This window comes from Sulfurovum sp. UBA12169, from assembly GCA_002742845.1.
Lineage (GTDB): Bacteria > Campylobacterota > Campylobacteria > Campylobacterales > Sulfurovaceae > Sulfurovum.
Genome location: DLUH01000005.1, coordinates 620,553 through 635,824, shown reverse-complemented (window position 1 = coordinate 635,824; position 15,272 = coordinate 620,553). Strand labels below are relative to the sequence as shown.

12 protein-coding genes and 1 other RNA gene are annotated in these 15,272 nt (G+C 42.9%); 7 read left to right on the top strand and 6 right to left on the bottom strand.

The features are described 5' to 3' along the window. Nucleotides 1-59: 59 nt before the first annotated feature. Nucleotides 60-944, bottom strand: a complete 885-nt coding sequence (locus tag CFH81_08230; protein DAB40179.1) for a hypothetical protein — start codon at nucleotides 942-944, stop codon at nucleotides 60-62. A gap of 272 nt (nucleotides 945-1,216) precedes the next feature. Between CFH81_08230 and CFH81_08225 the strand changes: the two genes are divergently transcribed. Further along, nucleotides 1,217-2,569 carry an NADP-specific glutamate dehydrogenase gene (locus CFH81_08225; protein DAB40178.1) on the top strand — a complete coding sequence of 451 codons (1,353 nt, stop codon included), beginning with the start codon at nucleotides 1,217-1,219 and terminating at the stop codon, nucleotides 2,567-2,569. 194 nt (nucleotides 2,570-2,763) lie between these two features. Here CFH81_08225 and CFH81_08220 read toward each other — a convergent pair whose 3' ends face one another. After that, on the bottom strand, nucleotides 2,764-3,135 hold the full coding sequence (locus CFH81_08220) for a hypothetical protein (protein ID DAB40177.1): 372 nt from the start codon (nucleotides 3,133-3,135) through the stop codon (nucleotides 2,764-2,766). A gap of 161 nt (nucleotides 3,136-3,296) precedes the next feature. Here CFH81_08220 and lgt point away from each other — a divergent pair, with 161 nt between their 5' ends. The 6 genes from lgt to CFH81_08190 all read left to right on the top strand — a co-directional run bounded on the left by lgt (nucleotide 3,297) and on the right by CFH81_08190 (nucleotide 11,438). Then, complete coding sequence (gene lgt, locus CFH81_08215) at nucleotides 3,297-4,088, top strand: prolipoprotein diacylglyceryl transferase (GenBank protein DAB40176.1); 792 nt, start codon at nucleotides 3,297-3,299, stop codon at nucleotides 4,086-4,088. After that, on the top strand, nucleotides 4,085-7,513 hold the full coding sequence (locus CFH81_08210) for a CoA activase (protein ID DAB40175.1): 3,429 nt from the start codon (nucleotides 4,085-4,087) through the stop codon (nucleotides 7,511-7,513). Before lgt ends, CFH81_08210 begins: the two co-directional genes overlap by 4 nt. Then, nucleotides 7,510-9,033: a hypothetical protein gene (locus tag CFH81_08205; GenBank protein DAB40174.1), complete on the top strand. Its 1,524-nt coding sequence runs from the start codon at nucleotides 7,510-7,512 to the stop codon at nucleotides 9,031-9,033. The genes CFH81_08210 and CFH81_08205 overlap by 4 nt, the downstream gene beginning before the upstream one ends. A gap of 154 nt (nucleotides 9,034-9,187) precedes the next feature. Next, nucleotides 9,188-9,561, top strand: a transfer-messenger RNA (tmRNA) gene (ssrA, locus tag CFH81_08200). Nucleotides 9,562-9,793: 232 nt separating this feature from the next. Further along, nucleotides 9,794-10,525: a hypothetical protein gene (locus CFH81_08195; GenBank protein ID DAB40173.1), complete on the top strand. Its 732-nt coding sequence runs from the start codon at nucleotides 9,794-9,796 to the stop codon at nucleotides 10,523-10,525. A gap of 196 nt (nucleotides 10,526-10,721) precedes the next feature. Beyond that, complete coding sequence (locus CFH81_08190) at nucleotides 10,722-11,438, top strand: hypothetical protein (GenBank protein DAB40458.1); 717 nt, start codon at nucleotides 10,722-10,724, stop codon at nucleotides 11,436-11,438. 81 nt (nucleotides 11,439-11,519) lie between these two features. On the opposite strand, the gene CFH81_08185 is transcribed toward CFH81_08190, so the two are convergent. From CFH81_08185 to CFH81_08170, 4 genes are read right to left on the bottom strand one after another with little or no spacing between them, the layout of a single operon-like run. Further along, complete coding sequence (locus tag CFH81_08185; GenBank protein DAB40172.1) at nucleotides 11,520-12,869, bottom strand: GNAT family N-acetyltransferase; 1,350 nt, start codon at nucleotides 12,867-12,869, stop codon at nucleotides 11,520-11,522. A gap of 3 nt (nucleotides 12,870-12,872) precedes the next feature. Next, on the bottom strand, nucleotides 12,873-13,865 hold the full coding sequence (locus CFH81_08180) for a hypothetical protein (GenBank protein ID DAB40171.1): 993 nt from the start codon (nucleotides 13,863-13,865) through the stop codon (nucleotides 12,873-12,875). Nucleotides 13,866-13,891: 26 nt separating this feature from the next. Beyond that, nucleotides 13,892-14,935: a hypothetical protein gene (locus CFH81_08175; protein DAB40170.1), complete on the bottom strand. Its 1,044-nt coding sequence runs from the start codon at nucleotides 14,933-14,935 to the stop codon at nucleotides 13,892-13,894. A 2-nt stretch (nucleotides 14,936-14,937) separates the two neighbouring features. Continuing rightward, on the bottom strand, nucleotides 14,938-15,240 hold the full coding sequence (locus CFH81_08170) for a hypothetical protein (protein DAB40169.1): 303 nt from the start codon (nucleotides 15,238-15,240) through the stop codon (nucleotides 14,938-14,940). Nucleotides 15,241-15,272: the final 32 nt, after the last annotated feature.

The following is a 15,272-nucleotide window of genomic DNA, read 5'->3' as shown; positions in this document are numbered from 1 at the left end:
ATTTTACCGAACGTTGCATAAGATGCCCATAAAAACCAAGAACAGCACTGTTTTATAATTTAAACCAAAGAGTGCAGATACTTAAAAAGCTGTAATGAAAAAAGCGCAAAGACAATCCCGTAACCTACAAGCGCAGCGCTAAGTTTTGGAGCAAATCCGGCATTGATAGCCAAAGCACCGGCCGTTATCATAGGGGGCATGGCAGACTCAAGCAGCGTGGTTAAGGCCACCTCATCAGTAAACCCGAATATTTTAAAAACTATCAACACAACAGAGGGAATCAAAAACAATTTGATACCCATTGCTTTAAAAAATATATCTTTTTGCCCATCAAGTTTTAACTGCATCGAAAACCCGACGCTAATGATCGCCAAAGGAACCAGTGTTTTGGAAAGAAGCTCAATATAAGGCAGCGTCACAGGCGGGAAATCTCCGACTATAAAGGAAAGAAACAAAAATATAAAAGGAGGAAAAGTGATTATTTTTTTCATGATATGCTTAGTGCTCACGGAGCTGCCGCTAAAATAGGCAATAATAAAGGCTCCGTACGTCGTAAGCAGTACAAAACTTCCAAACTGATCATATACAATCCCATACTGTATGGCGCTTGTCCCTACGAGCGCTTCAAGCACCGGAAAACCAAAAAACGAAGTATTACCCAAAGGCAGAAGCAAAAGAAGCGCTGCTTTTGTGTTTCTGGATTCATTTTTGAAAAAGAGATAGACAAAAATAAGTGATAAAAAAAGTACACTATAGGGCACTGCCACAGGCAATATCAATGAACTATTAAAATTGATTTTCGGCACCTGGAGCAAGATGGTCGCAGGAAAAGAAACGTAAATAATGAAAAGGTTGAGACTTTGTGAAAAATTGTGCGGGAAACTAAAAAATTTTAAACTATATCCGACCGACAATAAAAAAAGTATAAAAAATATCTGCTCCATGATTCCAGCCCAGAAAATAAATTAAACTGGAATTTTACATGAATTAATTGATGTTTGTATGAATTTAGTCTTCTATTTAACCCATTTTGCTAAAAAAGTTAAAAAACTGTTATTATATTTTATGTTAATTGAGATCTTAAGCATAAAAAAAACATTTATTTTTTATTTTAAAAAAAATAACTAAAAGTAACAAAATATGTCTTTTTTTAAGTCTTTTATATTCCAAAAATGTGTTATACTCTTCGTCATTTTTAATTTAAGGAGAGAATATAATGCCATACGTAAAAGAAGTCTTTGACTATCTCAAAAGAACAAGTCCGTCTCAAAATGAGTTTTATCAAGCAGCCGAAGAGGTATTGGAATCACTAAGACCTTTGATGGAGAAATATCCAAAATACAGACAACATAAAATCATAGAGAGAATTGTTGAACCTGAAAGACAAATCCTTTTTAGAGTAAACTGGGTAGACGATAAAGGCGAGATTCAAGTCAATAAGGGTTTCAGAATTGAATTTAACTCAGCGCTTGGGCCATACAAAGGCGGTTTGAGATTCCACCCGAGCGTAAACGCAGGTGTTATCAAATTTTTAGGTTTTGAACAAATTTTCAAAAATGCGCTTACCGGTTTGCAAATCGGCGGAGGAAAAGGCGGAAGCGACTTCAATCCAAAAGGCAAATCTGACAATGAAATCATGAGATTTTGTCAAGCATTTATGAGCGAACTCTACAGACATATCGGAGCACATACCGACGTTCCAGCAGGCGATATCGGTGTTGGCGGAAGAGAAATCGGCTATATGTTCGGTATGTATAAAAAATTGGCAAACAAATATGAAGGTGTACTCACAGGAAAATCACTCAAATGGGGCGGCTCGCTTGCAAGAACCGAAGCGACCGGTTACGGGGCTGTCTATTTTGCCAAGTACATGCTTGAGGACATAGGAGAAACCCTTGAAGGCAAAACATGTGTAGTATCGGGATCCGGAAATGTGGCCATCTATACAATCGAGAAACTTTACCAACTTGGCGCACTTCCTATCACTTGTAGCGATTCAAACGGTATGATTTATGATGAAAACGGTATTGATCTTGAACTGTTAAAAGAACTAAAAGAGGTGAAAAGAGTAAGATTGAGCGAATACACTGCCTACAGACCGTCTGCTAAATATACGCCGATCGAAGAGTATCAAGAAGGCACCAATGCAGTATATTCCGTTCCTTGTTTTGCGGCATTTCCAAGCGCAACACAAAACGAACTTAATCTAGCCGACGCCAAAAACCTTCTTGCAAACGGCTGCATCTGCGTAAGTGAAGGCGCCAATATGCCTTCAACTCTTGAAGCAGTACACGCATTTATTGATGCAAAAATCTGCTATGGGCCAGGCAAAGCGGCAAATGCGGGCGGTGTTGCAACAAGTCAATTAGAGATGGCGCAAAATGCTTCAATGGTAAGCTGGACGTTTGAAGAGGTTGATGCAAAACTGGCACAAATTATGAAAAATATCTATATCAATGCCAAAGAAACTGCCACAGAATTCGGTGAACCTACCAACCTGGTTTTAGGTGCAAATATCGCTGGATTTAGAAAAGTAGCTGATGCTATGATCGAACAAGGATTGGTGTAATTTTACATCCCCTAAAAGAGAAAGCTTCACAAGTAAGGTGATTTATTTCCCCCTCCTCATCCGGAGGGAGAGACTGACCGAAACCAAAAGTCATCCGGTCGGAAGCTTATATCTCAACACCAAATACTTGATTGGGGTGAAATTGCACTTATGTTTTGAATGATTGAGTGTATTTTGATTCTTGCTCGAGCCCTTTATCTCTTCTTCCATACCTTTACCACAACTCTTTCCCATGGCGGTTTTTCATAATCATAGGCATAAACTATTGCTTCCAAAATTACTCCTTGATCCATCAACAAAGAAAGAGTTTTGTTTTCATGCTGAGGGAGATATCCTGCTTTGATACCGCGAATATACACGGCGATTGCTTTGGGATCATGGGGATTTTTGGCCTCTCTTTTAAGCGCTGCGGGTTCGCCCTGAAGCAATGCAATATATTCAGCCTCACCGTACTGCAGTCCTGCAACCCTAAAAGTACCCAGATTTAAACGCTTGGTGTTTTGTTTCAAAAAGAAAAGTGATACCGAAAATATGCTTTTTAAAGACCGTAAAAAATCTTTTATCATCTAATCCCTCTTCATGATTTATATTCGCAGACAGTAAAAAATTATATCATTTTTGCTGCAACATTGCTTAAGGCGTGTTGTTTGTAAAAAGGCGCATAAAAAAATAAAAATAAATTAGAGTATAATACTCCTCAATCAAATCCCTTAAAGGTATGCATTTTATGGAACATTTCATTTGGAATACCGATCCGAGCATCTTCACTTTCGGCGCTTTGCAGCTGCGGTGGTACGGTGTGCTTTTTGTAGGATCGTTTTTTGTGGGACTAATGATAGCAAAATGGATCTACAAACGTGAAGCAAAAGACCCCTCAGTGCTTGACAATTTGCTTGTTTATGCGTTAGTGGGTGCTGTCGTCGGAGCGCGTTTGGCACATTGCTTTTTTTATGAGCCTGATTTTTATCTCTCTCATCCGCTTGAGATACTCAAGGTGTGGGAAGGCGGGCTTGCCAGCCATGGAGGACTTGCAGGCGTACTTGTCTCATTTTACCTCTTTTCCAAACGCTACAACACTTCTTACATATGGCTGCTTTCGCGTATCGCGATACCGGGGGCTTTGACAGCAATGTTTGTGCGTATCGGAAATTTTTTCAACTCTGAAATTCTTGGACTGCCCAGCGAGGCACCGTGGGCGATCATCTTTGCGCGCGTCGATATGATCCCCCGCCATCCCGTACAGCTCTATGAGGCAATCAGCTACTTTATTATCTTTTTGATACTGCTGGGTATTTATAGAAAAGTCAGTCCTCTCTTTGCTACAAAAATTCTACCGGGAATTTTTCTAGTTTTGTTATTTACTGCACGATTTTTTCTTGAATATACCAAAACACGCCAAGAAGACTATGTCATAAATCTGCCCTTTACCGCAGGACAAATGCTGAGCATTCCTTATATCATCGCGGGTGCGGTCTGGATTGTTTGGGCACTGAGGTCTTCTGGAGAAAAAAGTGCATGACCGCTTCTTATCTGCCCACCTATACCCTGGGTATCGACATAGGTTCCACCACGGTCAAATATGTGCTGTGCGATGAAACTTTCAGGATCATCGCCAAAGCCTACACCCCGCACAATACTAAACAGGCAGCCACTCTCCTTTCGCTTTTGGAGGAACTCTCTAAAACCTCCCCCCAAGCCTATAATGCAATAAAAAAAGTCTATATCACCGGCTCAGGTGCAAGCCGAATCGCTCCCGCGCTCAATGCACGGTTTGTCCAAGAGGTCAATGCTGTGGTCTTAGCCGTAGAACATCTGCACCCTGAAGTCAACGCCGTCATTGAGTTAGGGGGACAGGATGCCAAAATCATCCATTTCAAAGAGGGAGAGAACGGGCAAAAAACCGTACTAACCTCCATGAATGACAAATGTGCCTCCGGAACGGGAGCCACCATCGAGAAATGCACTATGAAAGTAGGCATGGAGACAGAAGAGCTGCGGCAACTCTCTTTTGATGCAGCCAAACTGCATCATGTCGCTGCCAAATGCGGTGTATTTGCTGAAACGGATATCGTCAACCTGGTAAAAAATTCCATCCCTCCGCATGAGATCATGAACTCTCTTGCCGATGCTATTGTGATGCAAAATCTTACGGTACTTACAAGAGGCAACACGCTCATGCCAAAAGTGTTGCTTTTGGGCGGTCCAAATACCTATCTTCCTTTTTTACAGCAGTGCTGGCGTAATCGCATCAGTGAACTTTGGGACGAAAGAAGCATAGCCTATGATAAAGAAGCACTTGAAGCGCTTATCATCGTTCCGGAAAACGCTCAATACTATGCGGCTTTGGGTGCAGTCATTTTTGGGGAAGGAGAATCAAACCATAGTCGGACATTTGGCGGACTCACAGCGCTTAAAACTCTTGTCGATACAGGAGGCAAAGAGGCAAATGTGCGCACCGATATGCCGCTTTGTCATTCCAAGAAAGAACTCGAAGCTTTCAAAAAAGTCTACACTATTTCTGCATTCACTCCTCCAAAGCTTATCAGAAAGACGATCTGTTACCTGGGTATAGACGGGGGCTCAACCAGCTCCAAAGCGGTTTTGGTCGATGAGGAGGGAAGATTGCTGCTAAAGGTCTATCAGCTCTCCAAAGGCAACCCTATACAAGACACTCTAGAGCTTTTAAGGCAGATCAAGGCACACGACACGCATCATTTTTATGATATCAAGGGTCTGGGAGTGACAGGATATGCCGCTGATGTACTCGAGGGTGCGCTCAAAGCCGATGCCAATACTGTAGAGACCATTGCACATATGAAAAGTGCTCAGGCAGTCTTTGGAAAAAGTATCGATGTCATCTGCGATATCGGAGGGCAGGATATCAAAGTACTGTTCATGGAAAACGGTATGATGAAAAATTTTCGCCTCTCCAACCAATGCAGTGCAGGAAACGGCACCCTGCTTCAAAGCATGGCAAAACAATTCGGCGTTCTGGTCGAAGATTTTGCCGATGTCGCTTTTGCTGCAACCCAGTCACCAAAATTCAACTACGGATGTGCGGTATTTTTAGATACAGACAGGGTCAATTTCCAAAAAGAAGGCTATACCAAAGAAGAGCTTTTTGCCGGCATTGCCAAGGTTTTGCCCAAAAATGTTTGGCAGTATGTCGTACAAGCACAAAATCTTTCTGTATTGGGCAAACATTTTGTGCTTCAAGGCGGAACCCAATACAACCAGGCTGCGCTGAAAGCACAGGTGGACTATATCAAAAATGCCGCGCCCCATGCCAAAGTCGATGTTCATCCTTACCCCGGAGAAGCAGGAGCATACGGGGCAGCCATAGAGGCATGCCATACGATACAAGAGCGTGGCTATGCCACTTTTGTGGGTCTAGAGGAGGCTTTGGAACTGAGCTATACGTCACGTACTGATGAAAGCACACGATGTCATTTTTGCTCCATCAACTGTTCACGCACCTTTATCGACACCCGCACTCCCGGCTCTCACAGTGTTCGCTATATCGCAGGATTTGCCTGCGAAAACGGCACCGTAGAGTCTGTACAGGCGCTTCAGGAGGTTAAAAACCAAAGAAAAGAACTGCAAACAAAAGTGCCCAACCTTGTCAAAACAGAATCCCATGCACTTTTTGCGCCGACCTATACACTTGAGCCCAAACCTACTTCAAGTGACACCGTATGCGAACAGCAGATCAAAGTCACACTCAAAGGGTGGGGGCCAACGCTATGCAAAACTGTCACACGAGCGTTTGCTGGCAGCGGCCCGGCAGATAAAGCCTACAGGCAAACGCTTCAAATAGCCATTCCCAAAGTGCTCAACATCTATAGTCTTGCACCTTTTTTGCGCACCTATCTTGAAGCGCTTGATATCAATCCGCTGCATATCCAGTTCTCAGGATTTTCCAACGAAGATATGTTCTTAGAGGGGGCCAAATACGGTTCTGTGGACTCTTGCTATCCTGCAAAAGTGGCTCAAGCCCATGTCTACGCACTGATGTTTAGCAAAAAGTTTAGCAAAAAGCATTTTGACTATCTCTGGTTTCCTTCCGTGACCGAACTGCCGGGGCATGTAACACACACAATGGGGCAAACGGCATGCCCCGTTGTCTCCGGAACACCCAAGGTGGTTTATTCGGCCTTTACCAAAGAAAGGGATCTCTTTGAGGCCAAAGGATTGCAGTATGTCGATGATGCACTCAACTTTGACAACCTCTCATTGCTTAAAAAACAACTTTTTGATACATGGGGGAAAAAACTTCGCATCACCAAAGATGAAAACAACTGGGCAGCAGAACAAGCCCTTAAAGCGCTCAAAAAAAATGAGGAGCTTTTGATGGACAAAGGACGCGCTATCTTGGATGCAGCAGAAAAAAATAGCGAAGTGGTGCTTTTGCTTTTGGCCAGACCCTACCATACAGACCCCGGACTTAACCACGACCTGCTGGATGAATTCCAGTCTTTGGGCTACAAAACCCTTTCGATGCGATCCATACCCAAAGACGAAACCTATCTTCGCACCTATTTTCAAGAGGATTTGACACAAGGATTTATCGAGGACGTTTTTGATATCACAGATGTATGGCCGGAAAATTTTTCTACCAATTCGGCACAAAAAGTCTGGGCAGCCAAATTTGCGGCACGCCACCCCAATGTTGCAGTAATAGACCTTTCCAGCTTCAAGTGCGGACACGATGCGCCTACCTATGCCATCATCGACAAAATACTCGGCAGCAGCCACACTCCTCACCTCACGTTGCACGATGTCGATGCCAACAAACCCGGCGGATCCATCAAGATACGGGTTAAAACTTTTGTCTATACCCTTGAACAGTACCAAAAAACGCTTGCTGACAATAAACGCAGCAGCCTGTCCGCTTTTTTGAAAGATACAATATATCAAAAAATTGCCCAAGAGGAGATACAATGAGCACTTCCCCTTCATGCAGCGGTTTTCAACCCGGCAGCAATCCTGACAATCTCCACTTTATCCATCAAGAAAAAAAACAGTGGAAAGATCACACCCGGTACACGTTTACCATAGAGGAAAAACCTGGAGTAACCATTCTTTTTGGGGGCTTGACTTTACTCCAAGATAAACTGATCGCTTCAGCATTGCACTCTTTAGGAGAACGGTATGCGGCCATGCCCAATCCCGATTTTGAATCATTTCAATTGGGCAAAGCTTTCGGAAACCGCGGGCAGTGCAATCCGACCTATTTCAATGTCGGCAACCTCATCAAATACCTTCAAAAACTGCGTGACGAAAAAGGCTTAAGCAGCGAAGAGATCATCCAAAAGTATCTCTTTGTGACCGCCGGAGGATGCGGACCCTGTCGCTTTGGGATGTATATTACTGAGTATCGCAAAGCACTTCGGGATGCAGGATTTGAAGGTTTCAGGATCATGAGCTTTGAGCACAATAAAGGCATTTTTCAGGCTATCAATGACCAAAGTGCAATCAACTTTACGCCTATCTTTTTTATCACTCTTGCAAAAGCTGTGATCATCGGAGATATTATCAATATCCTGGGCTATAAAATACGCCCCTATGAACTTGAAAAAGGTGCAACAAACAAAGCCATAGAGAAGTGCAGAGAGATCATTTCTGAAGCGTTCATGCAGAAAAAAAATCTTATAAAAGCCATGTGGAAATGCAGAGACATATTTGAGAAAGTAGGTCTTGACCGTTTGCAGCCCAAACCAAAAGTGATGGTAATGGGTGAATTTTGGGCGGCTATGACCGAGGGAGACGGCAACTATAACCTGCATCGGTTTCTAGAAGAAGAAGGCGCAGAGTGTATCCCTCAGCCTCTCATCAACCGTCTGATGCTCAGTATATGGGAAGCTGAGTTTGCATTGGAAAAAACTCAGGATACAGAAAAACCCGATCGAAAAAAGATCGATTTTTCAAATCTCAAAAACAAACTGCTTATCAAAACAGCAAAAGTTGCACTCAAAACACATTTTACCCTGTATGCCAAAGCCATAGGGCTTCATGATTTTGAAATACCCGATATCCAAAAATTGGCCGACCTGAGCAAAGCATACTATCCTCTTGAATCAAGCGGAGGAGAGGGGCATATGGAAGTAGCCCACCTCATAGAAAGCGTTAAAAAAAATCTTGCCCACCTGGTCATCTCCGTCAAACCTTTTGGCTGCATGCCCTCCTCTTGTGTCTCAGACGGCATCCAATCCCTGGTCACAAGCCGCTTTCCGTCGGCCAATTTCCTTGCCATAGAAACCTCAGGAGAAGGTGCGGCAAACTTTTACTCCAGAGTACAAATGGCTTTGTTTAAAGCCAAACAGGCTGCCAAAGAAGAGTTTGAGTCACTTGATATACCCCCATATATTCCACCGAAAATACACTGCTATCTCTATCAGCCAAAAGCTAACAAAGCAGGCAGTGCCGCGCGATTGATACAGAGTCTTCATCTTAAAATCTTTTAGCTGCCTTAAGATTGCTGCCCCTCCTTTCTCTCTTGAATCTGACCTATTGACAAACTCACCCAAAAGTGTTAGAATTCTCTTACTCTATGACTAGAGGTAATGCCAAGCATTACAAATAACAATGGTTGATTTTAATTACCTGTTGTTACACTATGGGGGTGACTTGGTTTCGACTGGAGTAGTCGGGGCTATGTGCATGTCGGACTGGGCAATTCCGTTACGCGGCCCAACGCGAATAAACGCAAACAATACAGATTATCGTCCAGCTTACGCAGTAGCGTAAGTATTTAACCCCGCTAACGCGGAGGACTGCCTCGCTAGTGAGTGTCATCTTAGCTAGAGTTTGAGGTATCATATCTGATGACTATACCTGAAGGCTGCCTAACCTTCGGATGAACCTTTAGGCTGGTCTTGCATAGTTTTGGGTGTAGTACGAAGCAAGACGAGAATAAACAACATCATCTAAGCATGTAGAGTCATAGTTCTAGCTGTTTTAGGACTGGGGTTCGATCCCCCACACCTCCACCAAATACTCATTTAACACACTGCAGCAAATATCATTTAAGCCCCTAAAGCACGGGCTATTTTCTCTATTTAACACAATGCACTCCAATAAAGATTAAAGTGTCGTATCCTTTTAGAAATATACTTCTTTTTTTGCTATTTTTTATGCCGCAAGTTCACAGGTTTTTAAATTTATATTGTTTTAAGCAATTATATGATATTGTGAAATTCAATTTACTTATATAAGGAGGATACGATGAAAAGATTTACACTTTCACTGGCAGCAGTAGTGGCAATGGGAACATTTGCCATAGCAGGAGGAGACATCGAAGCGCCCGTAGAACCGGTAGTTGAAGTAGAAGCTCCGCCGGCAGTAAGCGACAGCGGTTTTTATATCGGGGTTGCGTACAGTGCGGCAAAACTCGATGAAGATTTCAGCGGATGGGAAGAAGAGTTAGATAGCGGCGATGGCGTCTATGAAGAGTGGAGTGGAAGTAATGAGGTAGAGTATGATGCGTTTATGCTTCAAGCGGGGTATAAGTTCAACCCATACATTGCACTAGAGGGCAGATACTGGAAATCCCTAAGCGATGGTGATTGGTCTTACAGCGTATCGGGAACATACAACGATGATCCTTATTCAGGTCACGATAGCGGATCGGATGGGGATTTTGACTTTGAAGCATGGGGGATCTATGTCAAGCCGATGTACCCTGTCACGGAAGAGTTGGATGTGTATGCCTTGCTGGGGTACGGTAACGTAACGCTAAGTAATGAATGGCATGACGACTTTGTAGATGAAAACGGCTTCCAATGGGGTCTTGGTGCTTCGTATGCATTGACTGACAAAATTTCCGTATTTGCAGACTACGTGCAGCTTTGTGATGCGGACAGCTCAGAATCATGGGAAGAGTATGACTATATTGGTGAAGAGAGCTGGGAAGATACCGTCTATACGATCAACGTCGGTTTAACCTATAAATTTTAACCTTTTGTCTAACATACTGTATGGGGCTCAACCAAGCCCCATAGACTCATAGTTATAAATCTTTATCTGTCTGTCTTGGCAATCAAAAAATCTCAAAAATTCATCAAAATAATTTTTAACATCTCTCTACATAAAATATTTTAAGCAGTTATAGGCTATCATGTAGTTCAATTTTATTTAACAGGGAGAACACATGATGAAAAGATTTACACTTTCACTGGCAGCAGTAGTGGCAATGGGAACATTTGCCATGGCGGGCGGAGACATCGAGGCGCCGGTAGAACCGGTAGTTGAAGTAGAAGCGCCGGTAGCAGTAAGCGACAGCGGGTTTTATATCGGTGGTGCATACAGTTTTGTGAATTCAGAAATGGATTACCAAGCAGATGAGTATCACTATGATGAGCTTTATTATCAATGGGGCGGAACGTATGACAGGGACTATGATGCATTTATGCTTCAGGCAGGATACCAATTCAACCAGTACGTTGCGATAGAGGGAAGATACTGGAACTCCATCTCTCAAAGATCTCAAGATTATTGGTATAGATATCCAGATCAAGAAACACAGGATAATGGAGAATGGAGCGACGGTGAGTTTGAGGCATGGGGAATCTATGTCAAACCGATGTACCCTGTCACCGAAGCGCTAAATGTCTATGCATTGCTGGGATACGGTAATGTAGAGTCAGATGATGAGTATTGGGGTGATACTGCGCTAGATGAAAACGGTTTCCAATGGGGACTTGGTGCTTCTTATGGCATCACAGAGAATGTTTCTTTGTTCCTTGACTATGTACAGCTTTGCAACGGCGAAGACGGTTCTTACACTCAAGAAAGCGGGGACTATGATTATGTATATAATTGGGAACATTCAATTTATACGGTCAACCTTGGCTTAAGCTACAAATTCTAACTTTTTTATCCCTCAGGCTTCACGCCTGGCGGAGTCTTTTTTATCTTATTTTTTCAAACACCTTTTTTAAAATAAAAATCATCAAATTCCCAGCATTGTTCTTGTCTGGCTTGCCGTGGCGATAGGCCTTTGCAATTCATCGGCGATGCGTACGATGCGGCTGACCAGTTCTGCATTGCTTGCCGATACGGTTTGCTTATAGTCATAATAGACGGCATCCTCTATGCCCACCCTCACATGTCCCCCCGCAACGATGCCTGCAACATTCATCGGCAGCTGAAATCCCCCCAACCCCGCAGCAGCCCAGACAGAATCAGCAGGCAAAGCGCCCGAAAGATGCGCAAGATCCCCGATCGTGGCAGGCGCGGTGTTGATATTGCCCAGCAAAAGATTAAAATACTTTTTGCCCTCTATCATGTTGTGGCGTTCAAGGTATTTGGCGACATTGATCATCCCTGCATCAAACACTTCCAGCTCAGGCTTGATACCCTGCTCTTTCATGATCATGGCAAGTTCTTGGATGGTATCTAGCGCATTGATGCTCGGACCGCTTAGAAAATTTAAAGAGCCCAGCGTCAGGCTTGCCATATCAGGTTTTGCCTTGCCGCTTAGGTAAAGTGCTTGTGAACGCTCTTTTATCCCTTTAATATTGCGTCCTGAAGTAGTCACGCAGCAGATAAGTTCAGGCCGCTCTTGGCGAATGGCGGTGATCATCTCTTCATAGTAACGCGCTTCATGGGCAGGTTTTCCCTCTTTATCCCTCGCATGCAAATGCACGATCCTGGCCCCCGCATCATACACCCTGATAGCATCTTGAACGATCTCATCGACACTGATAGGCACATACCGTGTACTCATTTTTGTCGGCACCATACCGGTAAGACAGGCATTGATGATCAGCGGCGGATAAGGAGAGAGCGGATAAGGATCGTTTTGGAGGATATAGCGCTGCTTGTTTGTTTCTTTTTCTTTTTTATGCACAAAATATGCTTTCACATCCATCTGCAAAGTCGTCCACTCTTTCACATCGTCTAACCCAAAAGAGGCAACCTTTTTTATCTTGCCGATCTCTTTGTAGCCGTAATGCTTTTTGTACCATATGATAATATCATGGCGGTCTGCATTGGTAGTGACACTTTTGATGCCTGCTTGGTGCATCGCTTCAAGCCGCTTATCTTGCAGCGCCTTGCCGATGCCGGAGCCTTGAAACTCCGGATAGACCGCCAAAAGAGTGGTTTTGCCTTCCTCTTTAGAAAGCATCTTATACCCCGATACGCCTACGATTTTGCCGTCCATCTTTGCGACAAAAAAAGTATCAAAATCGATCATCTCCATTTCAGGTGAAGGGATATGATGCATATTCCACGGTTTAAGTACTGCAAGGATTTGTTCAAAGTCGCCGGGCTTGGCGGGCTGTATGCTAAATTGCATCTTTTACCTCTTTAGGATCATCTTGATAATAGCTCGAATAATCATATCGATCTGTTTGGTCCATATGTTATCTTTGCTTTTGGCGTTGTTAAGAAGGATATTCATATTGGCGTTGGCTTCAAATAAGATCACATCAAATGCCTCATCGATCGCACAATCAATCCCAAAATAATCAAGCTTTACCCTGTCGTAAACCTCTTTGATCATAGGCTGAATCTTTGGTTTGATCTGTTTGTCAAATGTTTTGAAAGTGTCTTTTTCTGCTTGCTGATAGTGTTTATTTCTTTCCATAAAAGTTCTGCTCTCGCTGTGGATGATCCAGCTGTCGCTGAAAATCACATGCCGTATATACACTTCGCCGTCCACAACGACCAATCGGTATTTGGCATAGATGCCCTCTTCGTTGGCATACTCTACAAACTGTGTCAGGTAGTAGTCTCTTCCATCCAGCGCAAAGGCATAGAACTGTTCTGTTTCATCATTCACTCTGATCGTACTGATACCTCCATGATCGCCTGCCTGCCTGAAGATTACAGGAAAGCTGAAACCTTCTTTTTTGATCACCTCATAGATATCTGCGGGTGATTTTGGCTGAATTTTTACTGTCTTGGGAACATGAAGCTTGTCAATGCCTTGCAGCAGCCTATAGATATTGTCGCGTGTGGTTTTCATCACTTGAGAAGGGATATTGAAAAAAGGGATGTGCTTTGGGATGTGCTTGTAAAATTCGTCTGCTTTTTGCAGTGTGATCTTGTGGGTGTCGGGATCAGAGATTTGATTGAACACGGCGTGGATCATTTGCTTGGGGAGTTCTTGATCACGGTTGGTATCAAACACGATATTGGAGCGGCCAAAGAGATCGCTTTGAAGAAAGCTGACCAGATTGGCACTGCCGCTGCCCCGCCATCTAAGAGTTCCGTCTTGCTCGATCTTGCGCACTCTTACTTTTCGATCATCGGGTATGCCGTCTATGAATAGGATGGTTTTTTTGGGCATTATTGATCCTCTTTCTTTAGTTCTATTTATTGTACGCCATAGCAATATCTGTTTGAAATACACTGCATGATATCGCCTGTTTTTTGATAATCCTGTTTCATCCTCGCTGCATAAGAATCATTGGCCAGAAGCATTTTTTGAAGGTACTCCCATGTGTTTTTTTCTTCCTTCATCGTATTTTTTACTGCTTGCAAAATATACAATGTTTCTTGCCTAATCGTCTCATCTTCAAAACCTTTAAGTGCGCACCGCTCCAACATTTCGGGATCTTGAAACACTGCGCGTTTTTTTAACGTTTCATCCAAAAGCAACCCCTTAAAAAGCAAAATTAACGATTTGAGTAGTGCAGCATCACCGCAAGAATCATACCCTCTAAACTCAAGCACATCAACTCCGTTTCTGTTTTGCAGTTCAACCGTCTTTCTTGTTTTGGCTTTTAGGTAAGCCCTGCACGACAATCCCTCAAATGCCCTTCCGCTATAAAAAGGTGATGAAAAACTAAAAGGGATGATATAGGGAGTATAATAGTTTACCTTTTGCACAAGGTCTGTCATCTCTTCTCTTGAAAGATGGCTCATGGATACATTCACATGAAGGCCGTGCCACAACAGTGCATTGGTTGCAACAGCCAACTGTTCCTCTGTACGCAAAGCAATCTCGGTATCATTAAATGACTCTTTCATAACAACGGCTGTCTTAAAAGGATGCATGCTTGTCAACAAAGGAGAAAAACCAAACTTGTTTGCGATCTTCATGGTATATGTATAGGACTCAACAAAATCATTGATGACATCATCTGCATTTTCATGAGGCAGTGTTCTGATCTCGAGCCCTTTTGGAATAGTTTTGGTGACTTCTCCCGAAAGGTTATAACGCTCAAACCCTTCGACATAACATCGTTTAGGCCGCTTCTCCAATGACTTACATTCAAAAACCGCATCATTACCTTCACTATAAGGAAAATCATTAGCCATTTTTTGAAATACAGAACAATCCGCCGTTTCAAAATCTATATAATTTCCCTTGTTATCTTTAAAGACAAACTCGTGCTCTATGCCAATTTGTATCATATTCATTTCTCATTTTTCATCAGCATTTTAATCAAGGCCGTACGAATCATTTCGATATGCTTTGCAAAGAGAGAATTTTTTGTTTGGATAAAAACGTTCATATTGGCATTGATCTCAAAAACCAAAAGATTCATCTCTTTGTCAATACTGCAATCTATACCAAAATAATCCAAGCCCAAGCGATGATATATCTCAGCAATAATCGGCTGTATGAGTGGTCTAATCTCTCTCAAAAACTGCTTAGAGACAATTTCTTTGCGACCTTGACTTTCTTTTTGGCCAAGCTGGCTTCCGGCATGCACCATCCATTCTTTACTGAAAATCACATGCCGTATAT